This window comes from Tistrella sp., from assembly GCF_002684955.1.
Lineage (GTDB): Bacteria > Pseudomonadota > Alphaproteobacteria > Tistrellales > Tistrellaceae > Tistrella > Tistrella mobilis.
This window is the reverse complement of record NZ_NYWI01000021.1, coordinates 1-23,614: the sequence shown is the minus strand read 5'-3', so window position 1 is coordinate 23,614 and position 23,614 is coordinate 1. Positions and strand designations below refer to the sequence as shown.

At 68.4% G+C, this 23,614-nt stretch carries 21 protein-coding genes and 1 tRNA gene; 12 read left to right on the top strand and 10 right to left on the bottom strand.

The annotated features are described in order from the left end of the window. Window positions 1–36 precede the first annotated feature (36 nt). Window positions 37–1,719: a cyclic peptide export ABC transporter gene (locus CMO28_RS05795; RefSeq protein WP_296711088.1), complete on the top strand. Its 1,683-nt coding sequence runs from the start codon at window positions 37–39 to the stop codon at window positions 1,717–1,719. Then, entirely contained in the window at window positions 1,716–3,167 is a 1,452-nt protein-coding gene (locus CMO28_RS05790) for a prohibitin family protein (protein ID WP_296710978.1), read from the top strand. The genes CMO28_RS05795 and CMO28_RS05790 overlap by 4 nt, the downstream gene beginning before the upstream one ends. Before the next feature lie 3 nt (window positions 3,168–3,170). Here CMO28_RS05790 and CMO28_RS05785 read toward each other — a convergent pair whose 3' ends face one another. The 3 genes from CMO28_RS05785 to CMO28_RS05775 all read right to left on the bottom strand — a co-directional run bounded on the left by CMO28_RS05785 (window position 3,171) and on the right by CMO28_RS05775 (window position 6,944). Continuing rightward, the gene (locus CMO28_RS05785) at window positions 3,171–3,956 is read right to left on the bottom strand and encodes a thioesterase II family protein (protein ID WP_296710975.1); all 786 of its coding nucleotides are present in this window, start codon (window positions 3,954–3,956) and stop codon (window positions 3,171–3,173) included. A gap of 82 nt (window positions 3,957–4,038) precedes the next feature. Then, a complete protein-coding gene (gene secD, locus CMO28_RS05780) occupies window positions 4,039–6,375 on the bottom strand; it encodes a protein translocase subunit SecD (RefSeq protein WP_296710972.1) in 2,337 nt (778 codons plus the stop codon). A 137-nt stretch (window positions 6,376–6,512) separates the two neighbouring features. Next, window positions 6,513–6,944, bottom strand: coding sequence for a hypothetical protein (locus tag CMO28_RS05775; protein ID WP_296710968.1), 432 nt, complete (start codon window positions 6,942–6,944; stop codon window positions 6,513–6,515). Between the two features lie 240 nt (window positions 6,945–7,184). On the opposite strand from CMO28_RS05775, the gene ybaL reads away from it, so the two are divergent. Beyond that, window positions 7,185–8,918 (top strand): YbaL family putative K(+) efflux transporter, encoded by a 1,734-nt coding sequence (gene ybaL, locus CMO28_RS05770; RefSeq protein ID WP_296710965.1) that lies wholly within the window; start codon window positions 7,185–7,187, stop codon window positions 8,916–8,918. Here ybaL and CMO28_RS05765 read toward each other — a convergent pair. The 3 genes from CMO28_RS05765 to CMO28_RS05755 are packed head-to-tail and all read right to left on the bottom strand — an operon-like array spanning window position 8,836 to window position 13,933. Next, the gene (locus CMO28_RS05765) at window positions 8,836–9,696 is read right to left on the bottom strand and encodes a 4'-phosphopantetheinyl transferase family protein (protein WP_296710962.1); all 861 of its coding nucleotides are present in this window, start codon (window positions 9,694–9,696) and stop codon (window positions 8,836–8,838) included. The two genes, ybaL and CMO28_RS05765, sit on opposite strands and share 83 nt — an antisense overlap. Then, window positions 9,683–12,781 (bottom strand): efflux RND transporter permease subunit, encoded by a 3,099-nt coding sequence (locus CMO28_RS05760; RefSeq protein WP_296710960.1) that lies wholly within the window; start codon window positions 12,779–12,781, stop codon window positions 9,683–9,685. Before CMO28_RS05760 ends, CMO28_RS05765 begins: the two co-directional genes overlap by 14 nt. Before the next feature lie 21 nt (window positions 12,782–12,802). After that, the gene (locus CMO28_RS05755) at window positions 12,803–13,933 is read right to left on the bottom strand and encodes an efflux RND transporter periplasmic adaptor subunit (RefSeq protein ID WP_296710957.1); all 1,131 of its coding nucleotides are present in this window, start codon (window positions 13,931–13,933) and stop codon (window positions 12,803–12,805) included. A 308-nt stretch (window positions 13,934–14,241) separates the two neighbouring features. On the opposite strand from CMO28_RS05755, the gene CMO28_RS05750 reads away from it, so the two are divergent. The 5 genes from CMO28_RS05750 to CMO28_RS05730 all read left to right on the top strand — a co-directional run bounded on the left by CMO28_RS05750 (window position 14,242) and on the right by CMO28_RS05730 (window position 17,994). Then, window positions 14,242–14,574: a HesB/IscA family protein gene (locus CMO28_RS05750; RefSeq protein ID WP_062767327.1), complete on the top strand. Its 333-nt coding sequence runs from the start codon at window positions 14,242–14,244 to the stop codon at window positions 14,572–14,574. Between the two features lie 250 nt (window positions 14,575–14,824). Then, entirely contained in the window at window positions 14,825–15,157 is a 333-nt protein-coding gene (locus CMO28_RS05745; RefSeq protein ID WP_062767329.1) for a ferredoxin family 2Fe-2S iron-sulfur cluster binding protein, read from the top strand. Window positions 15,158–15,320: 163 nt separating this feature from the next. Continuing rightward, window positions 15,321–16,043 carry a thiaminase II gene (gene tenA / locus CMO28_RS05740; protein ID WP_296710946.1) on the top strand — a complete coding sequence of 241 codons (723 nt, stop codon included), beginning with the start codon at window positions 15,321–15,323 and terminating at the stop codon, window positions 16,041–16,043. 51 nt (window positions 16,044–16,094) lie between these two features. After that, window positions 16,095–17,246 (top strand): tRNA 2-thiouridine(34) synthase MnmA, encoded by a 1,152-nt coding sequence (mnmA, locus tag CMO28_RS05735; RefSeq protein ID WP_296710944.1) that lies wholly within the window; start codon window positions 16,095–16,097, stop codon window positions 17,244–17,246. A gap of 169 nt (window positions 17,247–17,415) precedes the next feature. Further along, complete coding sequence (locus CMO28_RS05730; RefSeq protein ID WP_296710941.1) at window positions 17,416–17,994, top strand: DUF2799 domain-containing protein; 579 nt, start codon at window positions 17,416–17,418, stop codon at window positions 17,992–17,994. A 4-nt stretch (window positions 17,995–17,998) separates the two neighbouring features. Here CMO28_RS05730 and CMO28_RS05725 read toward each other — a convergent pair whose 3' ends face one another. The 4 genes from CMO28_RS05725 to CMO28_RS05710 form a co-directional block, all read right to left on the bottom strand. After that, window positions 17,999–19,492, bottom strand: a complete 1,494-nt coding sequence (locus CMO28_RS05725) for a tripartite tricarboxylate transporter permease (protein ID WP_296710936.1) — start codon at window positions 19,490–19,492, stop codon at window positions 17,999–18,001. 15 nt (window positions 19,493–19,507) lie between these two features. Further along, window positions 19,508–19,945 (bottom strand): tripartite tricarboxylate transporter TctB family protein, encoded by a 438-nt coding sequence (locus tag CMO28_RS05720; protein WP_296710934.1) that lies wholly within the window; start codon window positions 19,943–19,945, stop codon window positions 19,508–19,510. Between the two features lies 1 nt (window position 19,946). Next, window positions 19,947–20,903, bottom strand: coding sequence for a tripartite tricarboxylate transporter substrate binding protein (locus CMO28_RS05715; protein ID WP_296710931.1), 957 nt, complete (start codon window positions 20,901–20,903; stop codon window positions 19,947–19,949). A 114-nt stretch (window positions 20,904–21,017) separates the two neighbouring features. Beyond that, window positions 21,018–21,767, bottom strand: a complete 750-nt coding sequence (locus tag CMO28_RS05710; RefSeq protein ID WP_296710928.1) for a GntR family transcriptional regulator — start codon at window positions 21,765–21,767, stop codon at window positions 21,018–21,020. 87 nt (window positions 21,768–21,854) lie between these two features. Here CMO28_RS05710 and CMO28_RS05705 point away from each other — a divergent pair, with 87 nt between their 5' ends. From CMO28_RS05705 to CMO28_RS05690, 4 genes are all read left to right on the top strand, one after another. Next, the gene (locus tag CMO28_RS05705; RefSeq protein ID WP_296710925.1) at window positions 21,855–22,673 is read left to right on the top strand and encodes an amidohydrolase family protein; all 819 of its coding nucleotides are present in this window, start codon (window positions 21,855–21,857) and stop codon (window positions 22,671–22,673) included. A 76-nt stretch (window positions 22,674–22,749) separates the two neighbouring features. After that, window positions 22,750–22,824: transfer RNA gene (locus CMO28_RS05700), tRNA-Met, on the top strand. A 187-nt stretch (window positions 22,825–23,011) separates the two neighbouring features. Next, on the top strand, window positions 23,012–23,239 hold the full coding sequence (locus tag CMO28_RS05695) for a hypothetical protein (protein ID WP_296710924.1): 228 nt from the start codon (window positions 23,012–23,014) through the stop codon (window positions 23,237–23,239). 130 nt (window positions 23,240–23,369) lie between these two features. Then, window positions 23,370–23,614, top strand: a 245-nt coding sequence (locus CMO28_RS05690) for a DUF2335 domain-containing protein (protein WP_296710921.1), incomplete at its 3' end; no start/stop codon positions are given.

Sequence of the window (23,614 nt, the reverse complement as noted above, 5' to 3'; positions counted from 1 at the left end):
ATTTTCCCGAGCAAGACCGAGTTCCGCCCGGTGACGATGCCCCTGATCGAGCTTATTCGCCGCGACCTGACGGCGAAGCCGGCGACCCTCCTGTTCATCGCCGCGCTCGCCGGTGTCAGCAACGCGCTGGTGATGGCGATCATCAACAATTCCGCCGGGCTCTACGACGATGCGCTCGACCTGCGGACGGTGGCGCTGTTTGCGATCGTGGTCGCGGTCTATGTGCTCAGCCAGCGCCGGATGATGCAGATCACCGCCACCGAGGTGGAGGAGATCATCCATCGCCAGCGTAGCAGCCTGATCGACGCAGTTTCGCGATCCGATCTGCTGCCGCTGGAACAGGTGGGGCGCGGCAATATCCTGGCCAGCGTCATCCGCGACACCCAGACGATTTCCCAGGCCGCCAACCTGCTGGTGATCGCCGCCCAGTCGGTGATCCTGGTCGGGCTGGCGATGATCTACATCTTCATCACCGATCGCACCGCCTTCTGGCTCAGCACCGGTTTCATCGCCATCGCGGTGTTTCTGGTCGTCCGGCGGCTGATCGATCTGCGCAACCGGTATCCGGCTGCGATGATGAAGGAAAACCAGGTTTTCGAGAGCATGCGCGACGTGCTCGACGGCTTCAAGGAAGTGAAGCTGTCATCCTCGCGCCGCGATGCCCTGCTGCGCGACATGGCACGGCTGTCGACCGAGGCGCGCGATGCCAAGGCCGACATGCAGGTGAAGTCGGGCAATGAATTCGTCTTCGGCCAGACGATGATCTTCCTGCTGCTGGGCGTGGTGGTTTTCGTGGTGCCGAGCTTCGGCAATACCGAGCCCGAGGCGGTGGTCCGCACCGCCACCGCGATCCTGTTCATCGTCGGCCCGCTCAGCATGGTCATCCAGGCCGTGCCGATGATGGCGATGGCCAATGCCGCCGCCGAGAACCTGATGCGCATGGACCGCGTGCTGCGCGAGATCGCCGCCGCATCCGAGGTGGCCGAGACCTCGCCCCAGACCCTGACCTCGTTCGAGGAGATCCGGCTGGACGGGGTCGCCTTCACCTATGCGCCGGTGGGCGGCGTGTCCTTCGGGGTGGGGCCGGTGGATCTGACCATCCGGGCCGGCGAGCTGATCTTCGTGACCGGCGGCAACGGCTCGGGCAAGTCGACCCTGATCCGCCTGCTGCTCGGCCTCTATCATGCCGACAGGGGCATGATCCGGCTGGATGGGAAACCGGTCACCCGGGGATCATTCGAGACCTATCGTTCGCTGTTCTCGGCGATCTATGCCGACTACCATCTGTTCCGCCGCCTTTACGGGATCGAGCCGCCGGATGCGGCCGAATTCGAGGCGCTGGTGAAGCTGATGGAGATGGGCGGCAAGGTGGCGCTTCAGGGCGACCTGTTCGACACGATCGATCTGTCCAGCGGCCAGCGGAAACGCCTGGCGCTGATGGTGTCGATGATCGAGGACCGGCCGGTGCTGGTGCTCGACGAATGGGCGGCGGATCAGGACCCGCAGTTCCGGCGCAAATTCTATCGGGAACTGCTGCCGATGCTGAAGGCGCGTGGTAAGACGGTGATCGCGATCACCCATGACGACCGCTATTTCGACGTGGCCGACCGGCGCGTGGCGATGGAGGAAGGGCGTGTGGTCCGGATCGTCGACAACCGCGATGCCCGTATTGAAGACGACGCTCGTATCGAAGACGAAGATGGGGAGGGTCCGGCATGACGGTCGCCGATATGGACATGACCGACGAGCTGGAGCGTCCCGGGCTGTTCGGCCGCATCGGCGGCTGGCTCCGCCGCCATCTCTGGTCGCTGACGCTCTCCGTGCTGATCTTCGGTGCGCTCGTCATCCTGTTCTGGCCGGCGATGTTCATCACCGTGCCGGCCGGTCATGCCGGCGTCGTCTGGCACCGCTTCAGCGGGACCGATGTCGACAGCCCGACGGGTGAAGGGTTGCAGGTGATCTGGCCCTGGGACCGGCTGGAGATCTATGACGTTCGCTTCCAGACCGTGACCCAGACCTATGATGCGATCACCGCCGACGGCTTGACGGTCGCGACCACCATCTCGTTCCGCTACCGGGTGAACCAGGAATATGTCGGCATCCTGCACAAGAATGTCGGCCCGGAATACCTGCACAAGATCATCATTCCCGAGGTCGGATCGGTCGCCCGGGCGCGCATCTCGCAGTACACCGCCGAAGATTTTTACTCGAACCTGCGTACCATCGTGCAGAACGAGATCTACGAGGGCGTGAAGGCGAATTTCCTGCGCGGCAACTATTACAGCCAGCCCGGTTTCGACCTGATCGAGCTGCAGGACGTGCTGATCAAGGCGATCCATCTGCCCGAGCGCGTCGCCCAGGCGATCGAACGCAAGGTCGAGCAGTATCAGCGTCAGCTGGAATATGATTACCGCCTGGCGACCGAGCAGAAGGAAGCCGAACGCAAGCGGATCGAAGGTGAAGGTATCCGCATGCTGTTCGACCGGGTCGGTGCCTCGGAGATTCCGGATTATCTCACCTGGCTCGGCATCAATGCCTCGGTGCAGCTGGCCCAGTCGACCAATGCCAAGGTGGTGGTGATCGGCAACAAGGATTCGGGCGGCATGCCGCTGATCCTGGGTGGCATCGACAGCAATGGCGCCCGCGCGGCGACGACGTCCGGCGCTACGGGCGGGCCCCAGGCTGCCGATGGCGGTGCCGGCCAGCCGGTCATCCTGGGCGACGTGGATGCGGGCACGGCCGAGATCCGGCCGGTGGGGTCGGAGCCCCTCAACCAGACGGGCTCTCGGCCCGCGCCGGCCGGCGGGCCGAAATCAGGGCCGCGCATGGATAGTGGCGAGAGCGAGGCGGTCGTCGAAGGCGCGCCCGCCGGCACCGCCTCGGTCGGCCGGGCCATGGTGCCGGAAACCACCACGCCCGAGCATCCGACGGTGCCGGCGGCCCCGGTGCAGCCTGCCTCGCCCCAGCCGGCGCCCACCGCCGTGCGCCAGGGCTTCCTGCCGGGTGAGCCGGTGACCCTGGAACAGCTGAGCCGCTGGCTGGGCATCGGCGGCGGCACGGGTGCCGTGACCACGCCCTATGGGCCGGCGGGGTTCGGGCCCTATGGCGTCGTTCCTGAAACCGCCCCGCCCGTGGGCGGCGCCAGGGTCGCGGGCGCGGGGGGCTGAGCCTCAGACCATGCCGCGCGCGGCCAGCACGCGCGCAACCACCCGGGCGGGATCGGCCGCCAGATAGAAATGCCCGCCCGGGAAGATCTCGCGCATGAAGCCGGCGGTGGTGAAATCCTGCCAGGCGGTCAGCCGTTCGGGGGCGGCATGGATGTCGTCGGCCCCGCCCAGCGCCAGGATCGGGCAGGGCAGGCGCGGGCAGGCGGCAGGATCCGGGCGATATTCCGCGACCATCCGGAAATCGGCCCTGAGGGTCGGCAGGAACACGGCCATCAATTCGCGATCGGCGAGCAGGGCGGCCGGGATGCCGTCATAGCGGGCGGCAAGCGCATCGGCGAAGCCGGCATCGTCCAGCCCGAGCAGATCGCCCAGCGTGCTGGATGAGCCGGGGGCGGTGCGGCCCGAGACGATCAGCGTGCGCGGCGCATGGGGCGAGGCCTCCCCCACCAGCCGGGCGGCCAGTTCATAGCCGATCATCGCCCCCATGCTGTGGCCGAAGATCAGGGTCGGCTTGGGTGCAAGCCGGTCGAGGGCGATGGCCAGCCCGTCGACCACCGGTGCCACCCGGTCGAGCGCCGGTTCAGGAAAACGGCTTTCGCGGCCCGGCAGCTGGGCGACCAGAAGCTCGACATCCGGGCCGGTGAACCCCTCCCAGGGGCGGAAGGCGCTGGCGCCGCCGCCGGCATGGGGAATGCAGAGCAGCCGCCAGGGCGCGGCGCTTCGGCCGGCGGGACCGGTGAGCCAGCGATCCTGGCCGGGCTGAACCCAGCGCGAGGCGGTGGGCTGCATGAAACCCCTCCTTCCGTGTCGTCGGCATGGGCGGCCGCATCCGGGCCGGATGCGACCGCTATACCTCAGGAGGGATGACCTGTCACCCGGTGGTTGCGGTCGCGGGCTCCTCCACCGTCATGGCCGACCGGCTGCGCCGGCGCATCGGCTCTCCCAGGAACAGCAGGATGGGGGCGGCGATGAACACCGAGGACGAGGCCGCGACCACGATGCCGAACACCATCGGGACCGCGAAACTCTCCACCGCGCTGCCGCCCCAGATCGCCAGCGGCAGCATGGCGAGGAAGGCGGTCGCCGAGGTGTAGAGGCTGCGGGTCAGCGTCTGATTGATCGAAAGATCGATCATCTCGCGCAGCGACAGCGTGCGATGCAGGCGCAGGTTCTCGCGCATCCGGTCGTAGACCACGACCTTGTCGTTGACCGAATAGCCGATCAGGGTCAGCAGGGCGGCGATGGCGGTCAGGTTGAAGTCGATGCCGGTGAGGGCGAAGAAACCGATCGTCTTGGTGATGTCGAGCACCAGCGTCGCGATGGCCCCCACCGCAAAGGGCCATTCGAAGCGCCACCAGATGTAGACCATCATGGCGAGGCCGGCGAGCACCACCGCCAGCACGCCGGCGGTGGCAAGTTCGCCGCTGACCCTGGCCCCCACCACATCGACCCGCTCGATGCCGGCGGCGGGGTCGACATCCCGGATCGCCGCCTTGAGCCTTTCGACCGCGATGGTCTGTGCGGCATCATCGCCCGGCTGACGCGCCACCCGGACCAGGACACCGTCGCTGCCGGTCTGCTGGAGGGTGATCTCTCCCAACCCCAGCCCGTCCAGCCGGTCGCGCAGGCGGCCCGGATCGGCATGGGTTGCGGCCTCGATCTGGATGCCGCCCTTGAAGTCGACGCCGTAATTGAGCCCGGGCGAGACGAACAGCCCGATCGAGGCGAGCGACAGCGCGGCCGAGACCGCAATGCCGGCAAAGCGGGCGCGCATGAAGCGGATCCGGGTGTCGCCTTTCGGCATCAGCCGGATCAGCGGTTCGATCTCCAGCCTGGCCGTGGAGGAGCGGAGCGCGCCGCGCCGTTCCAGAATCCGGGTCATGACGATCCTGACCACGGTGACCGCGGTGAACATCGAGATCAGGATGCCGAGCGCCATGGTGACGGCGAAGCCGCGCACCGGGCCGCTGCCGAACTGGAACAGCAGCAGGGTGGCGATCAGGCTGGTGACGTTGGAATCGACGATGGTCGCATAGGCCCGCTTGAACCCGGCATCGAGTGCGGCCCGTGCCGCGCGGCCGCGGCGGGTCTCTTCCCGGATGCGCTCGTTGATCAGCACATTGGCATCGACCGCAAGTCCCAGCCCCAGAATGATGCCGGCGATACCTGGCAGAGTGAGGGTGGCACCCAGCGCCGAGAGCGCGCCCAGGGTGAGGGCGACGTTGAGCAGCAGGGCCAGGTTCGCGATCATCCCCCAGCCGCGATAGAGCACCACCATGAAGCCGCAGACCAGCGCGAAGCCGGCCAGGCCGGCAATGATGCCGGCACGGATCGCGTCTCCGCCCAGATCGGGGCCGACGCTGCGTTCCTCGATCACCCTGAGCGGGGCCGGCAGGGCGCCGGCACGGAGCAGGGCCGAAAGCACGCCGGCCTCGGCCACCGAGAACCGGCCGCTGATCTGGCCCGCGCCGCCGGTGATCGGCTCGCGGATCACCGGGGCGCTCAGGATCCGACCGTCGAGCACGATGGCGAAGGGGCGGCCGACATTCTGCGTCGTGATCTCGGCGAAGCGCCGGGCGCCGGCCTCGTCGAAGCGGAAATTGACCACCGGCTCGCCACTGCGTGGATCGAAGCCGGCATGGGCATCGGCCAGCCGGTCGCCGTCGAGCGCGGGCTGTGCCTGAACCGCCAGCTTTCGCGGCGCGCCGCTGCCGTCGCGTTCGTCCTGCATGGGCAGCAGCAGGGTGCCGGGTGCCGGGCGGGCTCCGGGGGCCGGCGGATCGGCCAGCATATGGAAGCCGAGCTTCGCCGTGCTGCCGAGCAGGGTGCGGATCCGGGCCGGATCCTGCACGCCGGGCAGCTGGACCATGATCCGGTCGTCGCCGACCCGCTGGACCGAGGGTTCGGCGACGCCGATCTGGTCGATGCGCGTGCGGACGATTTCGAGGCTCTGGGTCAGGGCGGCATTCAGCCGTTCGGCGCGCTCCGCCTCGGTCAGCCTGGGATCGTTGAGCAGGGCGGAGGCGTCGACCTCCAGCACCAGCTGCGACCCGCCGCGGAGATCGAGGCCGAGGGTGACGGGTTTCGACGGCAGCCAGCCGGGCAGTGCCGCCCTCTGGCCGGGGGTGAGCAGGTTGGGCAGGGCGGCGGACAGCCCCACCAGAATGATCAGCGCATAGGTCAGGATCAGCCAGCGCGACAGGCGCATCTAACCGGTCTCCATAGGGGGCCCGTGCCGCCGCACCCGGGTCGCGGCACAGATCTGCGCCGCCATCCCCGGATCCGGAGGGACGGGAGGTTTCAATGGCTTGGAGAGGTCGGTGACATGCGGGCCGCGGCGGCCGGTCAGGCGGCGGCGATGCGGCCCCGGCCGGCGGGCGGGGCGCGGACGGCGGGGCGGGAGAAGCGGCGGCGCCGTATCCGATCCTGCGGTTCTGCCGCACGGCGCAGGTGCTGCGGGGCGAGGCGGCGGCCGGGGATGGGGACGGCCGGCGGGGGAAGGGCCGATCCGCCCGCGGCGGGCAGGCCCATGGGCTGGCGGCCGTGATCGGCCAGAAGCACCGGCCCTGCATCGCGCGGCAGGATGAAGGGCGTGCCGGGCCCGGTGGCGGCCCCGACAGTGCGCGGCAGGCCGGCGGCATCCCGCGGAGACGGCAGCTGCGACACCGCACCCACCACCGCGCCCGCCGTCCACAACAGGGCGAGCAGCGCCAGCAGCATCGGCAGCAGGCGCTGCCGGCCGGCAGCGTGCGGGCCATGCGGGATGGGCTGGGGCATGGGGAGGGTGGCCTTCGGAGCGCGCGGGGCAGACTGACCGGTAAAGTCGGGTGAGGTTCTTGAACCGTCAAGGGCTGCGCCATATACCGGGAAGAGCGGTTTCCGTCCGCACCTCCCCATCGCCCTGATCCCTTCCTTCAACCTTCGTGACCGATGACGCATGTCTGCGTCGGGCGTCTCGCGACCCGATTTCGCCTGCCTCTCATTCTTCCGCTCAGCTTTTCCGGAGACCGGCCGCGCATGCATCACGACCTGCCCCTCGTCACCACCATCGTCGCCGGCCTCGGTCTCGCCTTCGTGCTGGGGGCGATCGCCCAGCGGCTGAAGATTTCACCGCTGGTCGGCTATCTGCTGGCGGGGGTGGCGATCGGGCCGGCCACGCCGGGCTATGTCGCCGACCAGATGCTGGTGCCGCAGCTGGCCGAGCTGGGGGTGATCCTGCTGATGTTCGGCGTGGGGCTGCATTTCTCGGTCAAGGATCTGATGTCGGTCCGGCGGATCTCTCTGCCCGGCGCCATCGCCCAGATGGGGCTGGCCACCCTGCTGGGGCTGGGGCTGGCGCTTGCGCTGGGCTGGACGATGACGGCCGGTCTGGTCTTCGGCCTGGCGTTGTCGGTGGCGAGCACCGTGGTGCTGCTGCGGGCGCTGCAGGAACGCCGGCTGATCGAGACCGAGCGCGGCCGGATCGCCGTCGGCTGGCTGATCGTCGAGGATCTGGCCATGGTGCTGGCCTTGGTTCTGGTGCCGGCCTTTGGGGCTTTGATGACCGCCGAAGGCCGCGGCGCGCCATCGCCGGTCGAGATTGCGGTCACGGTGGCCCTGACCCTCGGCAAGGTCGCGGTGTTCGTGGGCGTGATGCTGCTGATCGGGCGCCGGGTGGTGCCCTGGGTGCTGCACCAGGTGGCGCATATGGGCTCCCGCGAGCTGTTCCGGCTGTGTGTGCTGGCGCTGGCATTGGGCGTCGCCTTCGCCGCCTCGGAACTCTTCGGGGCCTCTTTCGCGCTGGGCGCCTTTTTCGCCGGGCTGGTGCTGAGCGAATCGACCCTGTCGCATCGGGCGGCGGAGGAATCGCTGCCGCTGCGCGATGCCTTCGCAGTGCTGTTCTTCGTTTCGGTCGGCATGCTGTTCGACCCGGCGATCCTGATCGAGGATCCCCTGCCGGTGGCGGCGACGCTGGTCATCATCGTCCTGGGCAAGTCGCTGGCCGCCTATGGCATCGTGCGGGCCTTCGGCCATGGCCGGGGTACGGCGCTGACCATTTCGGCGAGCCTTGCCCAGATCGGCGAGTTCTCGTTCATCCTGGCGGCGCTGGGCGTGTCCCAGGGGCTGATGCCGGCCGAGGGGCAGGATTTCATTCTGGCGGGGGCCATCCTGTCGATCCTGGTCAACCCGCTGCTGTTCCGGGCGATCGACATCTGGCGCGCGCGGACCGAGCCGATGCTGCCGCCGGCCCGGCCCGAAGACGCGCCCGACCTGCCCCCGGTGCCGACCACGCTGGCCGATCATGCGGTGGTGGTGGGCTATGGCCAGGTCGGCCGGCGGATCTGTGCGGAGCTGGAGGCCCGCGATCTGCCTTTTCTGGTGATCGAGGATCTGCCCGGCCGCACCGCCGATCTGGCGAAACGCGGCATCGAATGCGTCCACGGCAATGCCGCATCGCCGGACATCCTGAAGGCCGCCAATCTGGCGGGGGCGCGGATGATGTTCGTGATGATCTCGCGCAGTTTCGAGGCGGGGCAGGTGGTCGGCCAGGCGCTGGCGGCCAATCCCGGGCTGATCGTGGTCGCCCGGGCCGAGGATGACGATCAGGCCGCCTATCTGGCGGCTCAGGGCCATGTGGAAGTGGTGACCGACCCCGAAGAGATTGCCCGCAGCATGATCCTGCGGGCCTTCAGCCGGCGGCTTGCGGATGAAGCCGGGGCAGCATCGCCGGTGTCACCCGGTGCAAGCGCCAGCGGGGCCGGGGCTGCCTGACGGGCGCGAGCAGGGCGCCCGCCAGATGCAGGCCCCCGCGCCCGTCTGCGGGCGGCAGTTCCTGATGGGTCAGATGCCAGGCAAGGCCCGGCGGCGGGGCGGGATCGCGGGCTTCGATATCTGGCAGCAGCCCGTCGGCCGGCCAGGCGGCGGGAAAGCGGATGCTGAAGCCCGAGAGTTTCTGCGACAGCCCCTGGCCGGTGGTCTTGATCACCGCTTCCTTGAGCGTCCAGAGGGTGAGGAAGCGGCGGGCACGCTCTGCCGCCGTGGGCAGGGCTTCGAGTGCCGCCGCCTCGTCCTCGGCGAAGAAACTCCGGGCGATGCGGGCGTCGTAATCGCCCAGCCGGTCGGCGGCTTCGATATCGACGCCCAGATCCACCGCCGCACAGGCCGGATCGGTGCTGACCGCCACCGCCACCGCCTCGCGGGTATGCGACAGGTTGAAGCGCAGCGCCGGCCGGCCATCGGCCAGAACCGGCATCTGCCCGGCCGCCAGTTCCGGCTTGCCGCGGGCACCGGCGGTGAAGCGGAGCCGGGCCGGGGCGATGCCGGTCCGCACCGCCAGCACCGACCGGACCAGGGCATGGGCGGCGATATAGGTCCGGCGGTCGCGGTCGAAATGAAAGCGCGCGGCCCGCGCCCGCTCCTCGTCGTCGAGAAGGGGCGCGAGCCGGGTATTGATCTCCGGATCGGCGGCATCCAGGGTCATGACCAGAAGGTCGACCTCGGGGGCACCGTCGGGGTGGCCGGTGGGGGCCGGATCGTCAGTGGGCGACATGGCCCTGGGCTCCCTCGGCGGCGAGTTCGGCATCGCTCGGCGCCTCGACGATCGGCTTCATGTCGCGGCGGCTGATATAGGTATAGACCGTCGGGATCACGAACAGGGTGAAGAAGGTGCCGACCAGCAGGCCGCCCACGATCACCCAGCCGATATCCTGGCGGCTTTCGGCGCCGGCACCGGTGGCGAGCGCCAGCGGCACCGTGCCCAGCACCATCGCACCCGTGGTCATCAGGATCGGGCGCAGGCGCTGCACCGCCGCCTCGACCACCGCATCGCTGCGCGACAGGCCCTCGCGCCGGATCTGGTTGGAGAATTCGACGATCAGGATGCCGTGCTTGGTGATCAGGCCGATCAGGGTGACCACGCCGACCTGGCTGTAGATGTTGAAGGTGCCGCCCGAGAGGTACAGCGCCAGAAGGCCGCCGGTGATCGAGAGCGGCACGGTCAGCATGATGATGAACGGGTCGCGCCAGCTTTCGAACTGGGCGGCGAGCACCAGGAAGATGAAGCCCAGCGCCAGCACGAAGGTCATCACCAGGCTGGAGGCGCTGTCGCGGAATTCGCGGCTCTGGCCCGAGAGATCGGTGGTCGCCTGGCCGCCCAGTTCCTCCCGCGCGACCTGGTCGAGGAAGGTGAGGGCGTCACCCAGCGCATAGCCCGGCGCCAGATTGGCGTCGACCGTGACGGAGCGCAGCTGGTTGAAGTGGTTCAGCCCCTGCGGCGCCACGGTCTCGGTCACCTTGACCAGGTTGGAGAGCTGGACCATCTCGCCGGTGGCCGAGCGGACATAGATGGCGCTCAGATCCGACGGCGTCGCCCGGTAGCGGTCGTCCAGGCGGATGATCACGTCATACTGGTCGCCATGCAGCTTGAAGCGGGTGACCTGACGCCCGCCGAGGGCGGTTTCCAGCGTCCGTCCGATCACGTCGACGCCGATGCCGAGATCGGCGGCCTTGGCCCGGTCGACCGCGACGGTCAGCTGCGGCCGGTTGAGCTTGAGGTCGGTTTCGACATTCTGCAGCCCGGGGTTCTGCATGGCCCGGGCGACGATCTTGTCGACCAGCGCGCCCAGCTGTTCATAGGGCAGCGAGGACTGGACCACGAACTGCACCGGCTTCTGGCCGATTTCCTGGCCGAGCGGCGCGGGCGGGATCGGGAAGGCCATCACACCCGGCAGGCCGCCGAACATCGACGGCATCACCGAGGCCGCGATCTCGGAAGCGCTGCGCTCGCGATCCGCCCAGTCCTTGAGCTTCACGAAGCTGATGCCCTGCGATTTCAGCGGGAAGCCGGCAACCACGAAATAGGTCTCGGCCTCGGGGATGCCGGCATAGATGCCTTCCAGACCGCGGGCATAGCGCTCGGTATAGTCGAGCGTCGCACCCTCGGGGCCGATGATGAAGCCGATCAGGAAGCCCTGATCTTCATAAGGTGCCAGCTCTTCCGGCAGGGCCTTGAGCAGGAAGAAGCTGCCGCTCGCCACAGCCAGGCCGATCAGCAGGATCAGCGGCCGGACCTTGAGCGCACCCTTGAGCGTTGCCCGATAGCCGCGGGTCAGGCCGTTCAGGAAGCCTTCGATGACCCGGTAGAACAGGCCATGGCTCGACTGGTGCTTCAGCAGCACGCCGCACATCATCGGCGTCAGCGTCAGCGCCACGAAGCCCGAGATCAGCACGGCGCCGGCCAGGGTGAGGGCGAATTCGGTGAACAGCCGGCCGGTGGTGCCGGTCTGGAAGGCGATCGGCATATAGACGGCGGCGAGCGTGATGGTCATCGCGATGACCGCGAAGGCGATCTCGCGGCTGCCCTTGAAGGCCGCGCGCATCGGCGACATGCCCGCCTCGATATGGCGGAAGATGTTCTCCAGCATCACGATCGCGTCGTCGACCACCAGGCCGATGGCGAGCACCAGCGACAGCAGGGTCAGCGTGTTGATGGTGAAGCCCAGCAGATACATCATGAAGAAGGCGCCGATCAGCGAGACCGGAATGGTCACCAGCGGCACCAGCGTGGCGCGGAGCGAGCGCAGGAACAGGAAGATGATCAGGATGACCAGCACCACCGCCTCAACGATGGTGTCGTAGACGTTGTTGATCGATTCCTGAATGAAGACCGAGCTGTCATAGGCGACGTCGACCTGCATGCCCTGGGGCAGGTTCTCGATGATCTCGGGGATGCGGGCGCGTACCGCCGCCGAGACGTCGAGCGGGTTGGCGGTCGCCTGCTTGACGACACCCATCGCCACGGCGGGCTTGCCGTTGAAGCGGGCGGCGCTGTCTTCCGCCTCGGCGCCGATGAAGGCCTGGCCGACATCGGAGAGGTGGATCTGGTGGCCGTCGCGCTCGGCGAGCACGATGGCGTTGAACTGTTCGGGGCGCTGCAGGTCGGTTTCCGAGAGCACGGTGAATTCGCGCTCGGCGCTTTCGATGGTGCCGGCCGGGATTTCGACGTTCTGCGCGGCCAGCGCCGCCTCGATCTCCTGGATCGTCAGCCCGTAGCCGGCGACGCGGATCGGGTCGAGCGCGATGCGCATCGAATAGCGCCGCTCACCGAAGATCATCACCTGCGACACGCCGGTCAGGATCTGCAGCTGGTCCTTGACATAGCGGTCGGCGTAATCCGACAGCTCCAGCGGCGAATGCCGGTCGGACGAGAAAGCCAGATAGATGATCGGCTGGGCGTCGGCCTCGACCTTCTCGATGATCGGCTCGTCGATCTCGTCGGGCAGCTGGCCGCGGACGCGCGCCACGCGGTCGCGGACATCTGCCGCCGCGTCGCTCGGGTCGCGGTCGAGCTTGAAGCGCAGGGTGATCTGGCTCTGCTGCTGGCGGCTGATCGAGGTGATGTAGTCGATCCCCTCGATGCCCGACAGGCTGTCTTCCAGGATCTGGGTGATCTGGCTTTCCATGATCTGGGCGCTGGCGCCGGGATAGGTGGTCTCGACGTTCACGACCGGCGGGTCGATGTTCGGATATTCGCGGACCGACAGCCGGTCATAGGCGACCAGGCCCAGCAGCAGGACCACGAAGCTCAGCACCGTCGCGAAGACCGGTCGCTGGATGCAGATATCGGAGAGTTTCATAAGGCTCTGTCCTCTCCGCGATCAGCCGCCGGCACCGGGGGCGGGCGCCGCGAAGGGATCGGCGCCGGTCGGCAGCGGCATCACCGGCATGCCCGGGCCGATCTTGATCTGGCCGGCGGTGATGACCAGGTCGCCATCGGCGAGACCCTTGGTCACCCCCACTTCGCCCACGCGCCGCGCACCGATGGTGACCGGCTGGGGCGTCGCCTTGCCGTCGACGATCTTGTAGACGAAGGGCCCGTCCCGGCCGGGCACGATCGCCTGTTCGGGAATGATCAGCGCATCGCCGATTTCGTTCAGCACCGCGGTGATGCGCGCGAACATGCCGGGTTTGAGCCGGCCGTCGGCATTGTCGATCTCGGCGCGCACCGCCAGGCTGCGGCCGCCGGGGTCGAGCCGGGGGTCGATGGCGGCGACCCGGGCGGGGAAGCGCTCGCCGGGGAAGGCCTCCACCTCGACCGTCACGGCCGTGCCGGGATGGACCGAGCCCGCGAAACGTTCGGGCAGGCGGAAGACCGCCCGGATCGGATCGATGTCGTCCAGCGTGGTCAGGGTCTGGCCGGGCGAGACATAGGCGCCCAGATCGACCTGACGGAAGCCGGCGATGCCGTCGAAGGGGGCCGTGATCACGGTCTTTTCAAGCTGGACCTGTGCCGACTGCACCTGGGCCCGGGTGATCAGCAGCTCGGCCTCTGCCTCGTCGCTGGCCCGCGCGGTGCCGGCGCCGCGGCGGGCAAGGTCGCGGGCGCGTTCGGCATTGCGACGGTTGACCTCGATCGAGGCCTGGGCCTCGGCCAGCACGGTGCGGGCGATGGCGTCGTCCAGGCGGAACAGAACCTGGCCGGCCTTCACCCGGGCCCCGTCGGTCACCTCGATCGCCGACAGCCGGCCGGTGATTTCCGAGGCGACGTCGATCGCCTGCACCGCTTCCAGCCCGCCGGCGACGGTGATGGTTTCGGCGAAGGGTTCCGCGCGTGCCTTTGCCGCTTCGACCGGCATGCCCTGCGGGGCGCCCTGGGCGAAAGCGCTGGTGATGCCCGGCCCCGGCAGCAGAGCGAGGATCGCGGCCGTCAGAAGCGGGGCGGCCACCGCCGCGGCTGCGGGATGGGCACGAAGCTGCCTGCGGCGGGTCGGGTGGCGTCGGTCGGTCATCTGGCTTTCGGTCCCGGTCGTGCCGGCCGTGGCGCGGCAGGATTGCCGCGCTGGCCGGTATTGGTGCGGTGATGCTGGCGGGCGGACGGAATGATCCGCAGCTGAATGCAGCCTGGAATGCCGATGAGGCATGGCCCCTCTGCCGGAGACGGGAATTTTGCCCTCTTTCATCCGGCCGGCGAGCGATTATGTTAGAGTTCAAAGGCCACGTCGCCCGGAATCCGTCGGGCGCGAGGGTCGGGCGGTCCTGAACGTATCGGTTTCGTTCGCGGCCGTCGCATGCAGGTCACAGCAAGGAGGTCCAGCCGATGCCCATGCCGGCACTGCGCATTACCGATGCCGCCGCCGACAGGCTGCGCGGCCTGATGGCCGACAAGGATGGTGTGGTCGGCATCCGGGTGGGCGTGAAAACCGCCGGGTGCTCGGGTCTCGCCTATACCATGGAAATGGCGGATGACGTCGCGAAGCATGACGAGGTGATCGAGGAGAAGGGCGTCCGCATCCTGATCGATCCCAAGGCGATCCTGTTCCTGATCGGCACCGAGATGGATTGGGAAGAGGACAAGCTTCAGGCAGGTTTCGTTTTCCGGAACCCGAACGAGAAGGGTCGCTGCGGCTGCGGCGAGAGCTTCCACGTCTGATCGCCGGCGCGCCCGACGGCACCTAGCACCAGTTGAGTCGAAAACGGATCATTCACTATAGGTTGAATATCCGGAAGATCCGGCATAGTCTGGCGCTGGTCGCAGGCGCAAGTGCCCGCGGGCTCGTAGAGTTTCGGGCTTGCCCTCGGCGATGGAATGCGGTTCAACGAAGCCGAGCGAGCTTGCCGCCGCGGGCGTGGAGCCCGTCCGGGTCCGTGCGGCGGACACGAGGGACGAGAGAAGAAACGCGATGCCCAAGATCACCTTCATCGAGCGTGACGGCAACCGCCGCGAAGTCGAGGCGCCCGTCGGCCTGTCGATCCTCGAGATCGCCCACCGCAACAGTATCGATATCGAGGGCGCCTGCGAAGGATCGCTGGCCTGCTCCACCTGCCATGTGATCGTGGCACCCGAAGATTTCGAGCGTCTGCCCGACGCGGCGGAAGAGGAAGAGGACATGCTCGACCTCGCCTGGGGCCTGACCAAGACCTCGCGCCTCGGCTGCCAGATCATCATCACCGAAGAGCTGGACGGCCTGACCGTCTCGCTGCCGAGTGAGGTCCACAACGCGCTGATCGACTGATCGGGACCGCGCGTTCTGGCATTTGAGACTTTGGGGACGCCGCCGGTTCTGCCGGCGGCGTTTTCGCATGGCCGGGATGTCCCGTCCGGGGCTGGCCAGCCGTGGCTGGCGCGGCTAGTCTGCGGGCCCTGCCTCCTGCCGCACCGCCCAGAGGAGATCCGGAATGCTCGACGACCTGCCGGCCGGCCATGGCCTGTTCGCCGAAGACGGGCTGATCGCCCGGCTGCGCGATCTGACCCGCACCGACTGGGAGGCCTATATCGGCCATGATTTCGTGCGCGGGTTGGGCCGGGGCGACCTGCCGCGGCCGGCCTTCCGGCATTATCTGATCCAGGACTATCTGTTCCTGATCCAGTTCGCGCGGGCCTATGCGCTCTCCGCCTTCAAGGCCGAGACGCTGGACGACATGCGCGCCGCGGCCGAGACCCTGCGCGGGTTGACCGATACCGAGATGAAGCTGCATGTCCGGACCTGCGCCGGCTGGGGTCTGACGGAAGCGCAGATGGCGGCGACGCCCGAGGATCTGCCGACCATCGCCTATACCCGCTTCGTGATCGATGCCGGGCTGAAGGGCGACCTGCTCGACCTGCTGGTGGCGCTGTCGCCCTGCGTGGTCGGCTATGGCGAGATCGGGCTGCGCCTGAAAGCGGCGGCGGCGGCACTGCCCGAAGGCGATGCGTATCGCGACTGGATCGAGGCCTATTCGGGCGAGGAATATCTGGCGATCGCCCGGGCTGCCGCCGACCAGATCGACCGGGTCTGGCGCGAGCGCGGCGCCGAGGCGCGGCTGCCGGCCCTGACCGGACTTTTCGCCGCCGCCAGCCGCCTGGAAGCCGCGTTCTGGCAAATGGGACTGGACGCGGCCGCCCGGGCGACCGACATCTGAAGGCATGCAGAGCCTCCGCCCTTCGAAACCGGCTAAGGAAAGACACGGCAGATGAACAGCCTCGGCCTCGACAAGCCCGCCGCCGCCACGCGGGTGGTGGTCGCCATGTCGGGCGGCGTCGACAGCTCGGTGACGGCCGCGATGCTGAAGGCCGAGGGCTATGACGTCGTCGGTGTCACCCTGCAGCTTTATGATCACGGCATGGCGGTGGAAAAGGCGGGTGCCTGCTGTGCCGGCCGCGACATCCGCGACGCCCGGGCGGTGGCGGAAAAGCTCGGCATCCCGCATTACGTGCTGGATTACGAGCAGCGCTTCCGCGCGGCGGTGATCGATGATTTCGCAGAGAGCTATCTGGCCGGCGAGACGCCGATCCCCTGCGTGCGCTGCAACGAGCGGGTGAAGTTCCGGGACCTGCTCGACACAGCCCTCGACCTGGATGCCGACCTGCTGGTCACCGGCCATTACGCCCGGCTGACCAGGGGCGCCGATGGCGGCCCGGCCCTGCTGCGCGGCCGCGACCCGGCCCGCGACCAGAGCTATTTCCTGTTCGCGATCACCAAGCAACGGCTCGCCCGGCTGCGCTTTCCGCTGGGCGACATGGAAAAGCCGAAGGTGCGGGCGCTCGCCGCCGAATACGGGCTGGTGGTGGCCGCCAAGCCCGACAGCCAGGACATCTGCTTCGTGCCGTCCGGCCGCTATGCCGAAACCGTGCGCAGGCTCGCCCCGGCTGCCGAGGCCCCGGGCGAGATCGTCCATGCGGTGACCGGCGAGGTGCTGGGTGCGCATGAAGGCGTCTATCGCTACACCATCGGCCAACGCCGCGGGCTGAAGCTCGATCGCGGCGGCCCCGAACCGCTTTATGTGGTGCGGCTGGATGCGGTGCGCCGGCGGGTGATCGTGGGGCCGGGCCATCTGCTGGGCCATCACGAGGTGGCGGTGCATGACGTGCACTGGCTGGGCGAGGGCGATCTGCCGCCGGCAGAGGGGCTGCGCATCCAGGCGCGGATCCGCTCTACCGTCGAGCCGGCAGCGGCCCGGCTGACGGTCGCGGCCGATGCGGCGGGCGGGCTGACGGCGAGCGTGGTGTTCGACGACCCGCAGCGCGCGGTCGCCCCGGGCCAGGCCTGCGTGTTCTATCAGGGGGACCGGGTGCTGGGCGGCGGCTGGATCACCGGCGCCGTCGACGGCCAGGTCGCCGCCTGACGGCAGGTTGACAGCGGTTTGCCCCCGGGCGGCCGGGCAGGTGCCGGGCAACGGATGCGGTGCTATAAGCGCGCTGCGGGCCCCATCGCCCGTGAACTCTATTGCCCGTGAACCTTATTGCCCGTGACTGGCCCCGGTCGGGGGACGTTTCCCTGGAAGACGCTGACCCATGATGAATGCCCGGACCTTCTTCACCCCCGCCAGGCTGATCAGGCGCTGCCTGATCCTGCTTGCCCTGCTGGTCGCCCCGCTGGTCGTGTCTGCCTGCGCCAGCATGAGCGAGGACGAGTGCCGCGTGGCCGACTGGCAGCGCACCGGCTATGCCGACGGTGCCGCCGGCGAGGATCAGGACACGATCGCGAGTTATACCAGCGACTGCGCCAAGGCGGGTGTGCGCCCCGATGCCAAGGCCTGGCGGGCCGGCTGGGACCAGGGCATCAAGACCTATTGCACCCCCGCCCGCGGCTGGGAAGAGGGCGTGGACGGCAATTCCTGGAAGAGCGATGTCTGCCGCGGCCAGCCCCAGGGCGCCGCGTTCGAACGGGCGCTCCGCGACGGGCTGAAGGTCTCCGAAACGCGCCGCGACATCCAGAACAATGATTTCCGGATCAACGAACTGGAGCGCAAGCTGCAGAAGGCGCAGAAGGATGACGAGCGCCGCAGCCTGCGCGACCAGATCCGCAATCTCGACCGCCAGCAGTCGACCCTGCGCGATCTTCTGTCGCGTCAGGAGAAGCTGAAGCCCTGAGGCGTCAACGGTCGCTGCGGCCTGTGGACTTCAGGCGCCGCAGCAGCGGCCAGAGAATGAAGCCCACGGTCGCCGCGGCGATGATCATCGATAGCGGGCTCGACACCAGGTGCAGGGGGTCGCCACGTCCGATCAGCAGGGCGCGGCGCACCCCCTGTTCCGCCATCGGGCCCAGGATCATGCCGAGCACGATGGGGGCGAGCGGCACCTCCAGCTTCTCCATCAGATAGCCGGCAAGGCCTGCGCCGAACATCAGCCAGAGATCCACCACCCGGCCGTTGATGACATAGACGCCAATCGCCATCAGCACCAGGATGGTCGGGACCAGCATCACCCCCGGCAGGCGCTGAACCTGGGCGAAGACCCGGGTGGCGGCGGCGCCGCCCACCGCCAGGATCAGCACCGAGGTCACCAGCATCTGCACCATGAAGCCGCCGACCAGATCCGGCGCCTGGTGGAAGAGCTGCGGGCCCGGCTGCAGGCCGTGGATCAGCAGCGCGCCCAGCACCAGGGCCGCCACAACATTGCCCGGAATGCCCAGGGTGAGCGCCGGGATCATCGAGGCGGCATTGTCGGCATTGTTGCCGCATTCGGCCGCTGCCACGCCCTCGGGCGCCCCCTTGCCGAAACGGTCGGGGTCGCGGGCCCGGTTCTTGGCCGCGTTGTAGGACAGAAAGGCGGCGATGTTGCCGCCGGCGCCGGGCAGGATGCCGACCGCGATGCCGATCAGCGACGAGCGGATCCAGGTCGGCACCAGGGCCAGCACTTCGGCGCGGTCGAGCCGGACGCGGGCGAGGCGGAGCGCGCTGGCCGGCAGGCCCTTGAGATCCGCGGCCTCGGCCAGTTGCAGCACCGGCGGCAGGGCGTAGAGGCCGACCAGGATCACGATCAGATCCAGCCCGCCCAACAGCCAGGGCTGATCGAAGGTGAAGCGCGAGCTGCCCGAGAGCTGGTCGAGCCCGACCGTTCCCAGCAGCAGCCCCAGCACCGAGGCGATAAGGCCCTTCAGCGCATCGCGGCCGACCATCACGCCGACCGAGGCCATACCGAACATGGCGATCCAGAAATATTCCGCCGGGCCGAAATAGAGCGTGCCGCGGGCAAGCAGCGGGCCAAGCGTCATCAGTGCGATCGCCGAGGCGGTGCCGCCGATGGCGGAGGACCAGCAGGCGATCTTGAGTGCCTTGGCCGCCTCGCCGCGCTGGGCCATGGGATGGCCGTCGAAGGTGGTGGCGATGGCGGCAGGGGTGCCCGGGATGCGCAGCAGGATCGCCGGGATCGCGCCGCCATACATGGAGCCGTTATAGATGCCGGCGACCATGCCCAGCGCCACCAGCGGATCCATGGAATAGGTGAGCGGCAGCAGCAGGGCGATGGCCATGACCGGGTTCAGCCCCGGCAGAGCGCCGATGAAGACGCCGAGCAGCGAGGCGCCGAGCATGGCGAGGAGCGGGCCGGCCGCGAACACGCCCGACAGGATCTGGAGGATGATGTCCATGGGGGTGCGGAAACCTCAGCCGGGGCGGAACCAGATTTCGGGCGGCAGCGGCTTGTTCAACACCATCGAGAACACCAGCCAGACCGCCACGGTGAAGATGACGGTGCCAAGCGCGACCAGCACCGGCCGGCGCAGGCCGAGCGCCACGGGCATGGTCGCGACCGCGAGCGTCGAGGCGGTGTAGAAGCCGAGCACCGGCACCAGGGCCAGATAGGCGGCGCCCATGGCGCTGGTGCCGATCAGCCGGGGGGCGTGGATGGCCAGCGGTCGCGGCTTCCGGCTGCCCCGGACCGCCGCACGGACGGCCAGGGCCAGACCAAGCGCTGCAAGCACGACCCCCAGCGCCAGCGGGTAGTGGCCCGAGGCACCGCGATAGCCTGAGGCCTCAAGGCCCGCGAACCCGCCGAGGGCGGCGAGGACGAGGCCGAGGACGACGTCCTGCCGACGCTCCATCTCAGTTGCCCAGGCCCAGCGCCTTGGCCACGCGGGCAAGGGCGTCGTATTCGCCCTGCAGCCGGGCCGCCAGCGCTTCGCCGGTCACGACATTCGGGATCTCGCCGCGGGTCGCCAGGAACTCGACATATTCAGGCGTGTTCACCGCCTCCTGGATCGCCTTGGTCAGGATCTCGACCGTGGCCGGATCCATGTCCTTCGGGCCCATGATCGCCCGCCAGAGCAGGGTCTCTTCACTGCCGAGCCCCAGAGAGGCCAGGCCGGCCGCATCGGGCAGGGCCGCGACCGGGGCGGCCGAGGTGACGATCAGGCACTTGGCCTCTCCCGACTGAACATAGGGGATGACCGGCGAGATCGAACCGCCATAGATGTCGACATGGCCGCCCAGGAAGTTCTGCAGGGTTTCACCCGCGCCGCCGAAGGGGATGGCCACCGCCTTCACGCCCTTGGCCTGGAAGATCCGTTCGGCGGCGAGCTGCATGGTGCCGCCGATGCCGTCATTGCCATAGGTGTATTTGTCGGGATGGGCGGCGAGCTCCGCCAGGAAGTCGGCGCCGGTCGCGGCCGGGAAATCCGCCTTCACGCAGAGCGTGTAGGCGGTTTCCGAGGTCGAGGCGATCGGCGTGAAACTCGCCGCGTCATAGGCGACCTTCTGCACCTGCGGCACGGTGGTCAGGGGGCTGTTCCAGGTGGCGAGCAGGGCATAGCCGTCGGGCTTGGCGCGCAGGAACTGGGTGGCGCCGACCGCGCCGCCGCCGCCGGCCACATTCAGGATGGCGATGCTGGTGCCGAGCTTCTCTTCCAGAAGGGTGGCGAGCTTGCGGGCGGCGGTGTCGGTGCCGCCGCCGGCGGGCGCCGGCACCGTCATCTCGATCGGCCGTTCGGGATAGGCGGCGAGCGCCGGCGACGAGGTGGCGAGCAGGCCGGCCATGGCGGCCGTGGTCACGAGCGTCTTCATTGTCGTCCCTCCCTGGACGTTGGTCTTCTCTGGGGCGGCTTCCGGATATGTCCGGCCGGGCCTGCACGGCGGGCGCATCCGCGGGCAGGCGTCGGGGGCGGGGAAACCGGCGGGTCAGCCGATCCGGCTGCGGTAGCGGAAATTCAGCGCGTCGCCGCGGGCGATCCGCCATTCGATGGCGGTGCCGTCGATGGTGAAGGCAGTGCGCTCGATACAGGCCACGGGCGCGCCTTCGGCGATGCCGAGGCGGGTGGCGGTGGTGGCATCGGCCTGGCCGAAGCTCACATCATCGATCGCGCGCGCCACGAAGACCCCGAAGCGGTCGTAATAGACGGGGTAGAGCAGGGGGCCGAGCTCGCCCGCGGGCAGGCTTTCCAGCCCCTCGAAACGATCGGCGCGGATGTAGATTTCCTCGGCCAGGATCGGGCGGCCCGAGAGCGAGCGGACGCGTTCGATGCGGATGGTATCGGCCGTGCCCAGGATCGCCGCGACCGGCTCGGGCGCCGTCATCCGGACACGGGTGATCAGCTGGCTTTTCGGAATGCTGCGGGCATCCTCGCCCGGGCCTTGCATCTGAAACCGGCCCTGCATCTGAAAGAAGCGGAACAGGGTCGCGTCGAAGGCGGGCTTGCGCAGATAGGTTCCCGATCCCTGGCGGCGCTCCAGCAGGCCTTCATCGACCAGCTGCTGCACGGCCTTGCGCACGGTGCCCACCGACAGCCGATGGTCGCGGGCGAGTGCGTTTTCCGACGGCAGCGCCCGATCGGGGCCCCATTCCCCGGCGGCGATGCGGGCCGCCAGCTCGTCGCGCAGGCGCAGATAGGCCGGCAGCCGCTCATCGGACGGCATGGACTGTTTCAGCATCGGCTTGGTCTCCCTCTGCCTTCCTGCCTAAACCCTTTGACCCCTCAGGTCAACCAGTTCTATATAGAACTATATGATGGAGGCGAGATGATCGGTTTCGATGCGCATGTTCATGTCTACGATCAGGTGGCGGCCGTCGGCCGCGTGCGCTATCTGCCCGACCGGCCGGCCCCCCTGGCGGACTGGCTCGATCTGCTGGCGGCACATGGCCTGAAAGGCGGGGTGATCGTTCAGGTCAGCTTTCTCGGAACCGACAACCGCATGATGCTGGACGCGCTGGAGCGGCTGGATCGCAGCCGCTTCGCCGGGGTGGCTGTCGTCGATACCGACGTGGCGGCCGGGGAGTTGAGCGGCCTGTGGGCGGCCGGCGTGCGCGGCCTGCGCTGGAACCTGGTGGCGGGCGCCCCCGTGCCCGACCCGGCCGATCCGGAAGTGCGGCGTTTTCTGGGGCGCATGCGCGATACCGGGCTGCATCTGGAAATCCAGCTGGAAAGCAGCCGCCTGGCGCCGGTTCTGGCGCCGCTGGCCAGGGCGGCGGGCGGGCTGGTGATCGACCATATGGGCCTGCCCGAGGCGGCGGACCCGGCCGCCGAACCCTGGTTTCAGGCCCTGGCCGCCCTGCCGTCGGATCATGGGGTTCATGTCAAGGCCAGCGCGCCCTATCGCAGCCGGGTGGCGGTGGAGGGCCATGTCGCCTGGCTGGCGCAGCGGCTCGGCGCCGACCGTATCCTTTGGGGCAGCGACTGGCCCCATACCCGCCACGAGGCCCGGGCGGCGTATCGCGGCCTGCTCGACCGCCTGCCGCCCATCCTCGACGACGCGGCCGCCGCGGCCCGCCTCTACGGCCTGACCGCCACGACCGCGATCGAGGGCCGGCCTGCCAGAAACCGTCACACCGCCCCTTGACAACCGGCCCGCCGATCCGCTATTTCACGCCCACCTGAGCGGCGGCGCCGAAAACAAACCGGCACCATCGCATTGCGGCGGGGTAGCTCAGTGGTAGAGCAGGGGACTCATAAGCCCTTGGTCGGGGGTTCAAATCCCTCCCTCGCTACCAATCGATGCAGTGCTACTGGCACTGTGGGAAAATGGCTCGATTGACGTTTCTGTCAGTCGGGCCTTTTTCCGTTTCGGCGGTTGAGGTATCAGGTGGATCGTCATTTTGCTGCCGTGTCAGGTCGAGATTGACGGCGTGGGACGGCGACGTCATCTATATGTGGCAGGCCCTGTAAGGGGAGGTGGCCATGAAGAACGGACGAAATCGCAAGCGGGCGGCCGGTGCCTTCGTGTCGGGGGTGATGGCCGGGCTGACCGTCATGGGCTCGTTCGTCGCCGGCGCTCTGGCCCAGCCCGTGACCGGCAGATTCCAGAACATCCGCAATCCATCCGGCCCGGCATCCGACATGAAGAATGTCGGTCGCGACATGTATGCGGGTTTCCGTCAGGTCAAGGCGCGTGACCAGGCCTCCTGACGCTGGTGGGAAACCGGAAGCTCGAACCGACGCACCTCAGGATCTTCCGCCTGAGGAGGGTGAACGGCTGAAGCGTATTGAGGCGGTCATCGAGGGACTGCCGGCCGAGGAGCAGGCGGAGTACCGCAGGATGGTCTCTCAGACCATGTTCAGCGGTCCGCTGCCTCCTCCTGCCCTGTATGCTCACTATGAAGACGTTCTGCCGGGAGCGGCTGAACGCATCCTGGCACTCACTGAACGTGAGCAGGCACATCGACATCGTTTTGAAACCGATGCCCTTCATGCCGAGGTGCGATACAGCAATCTCGGTATGTGGTTGGGCGCTGGCGTTCTGACCTTCGTTCTGATCGCAGCCTGCTTCTGTGCCTATATAGG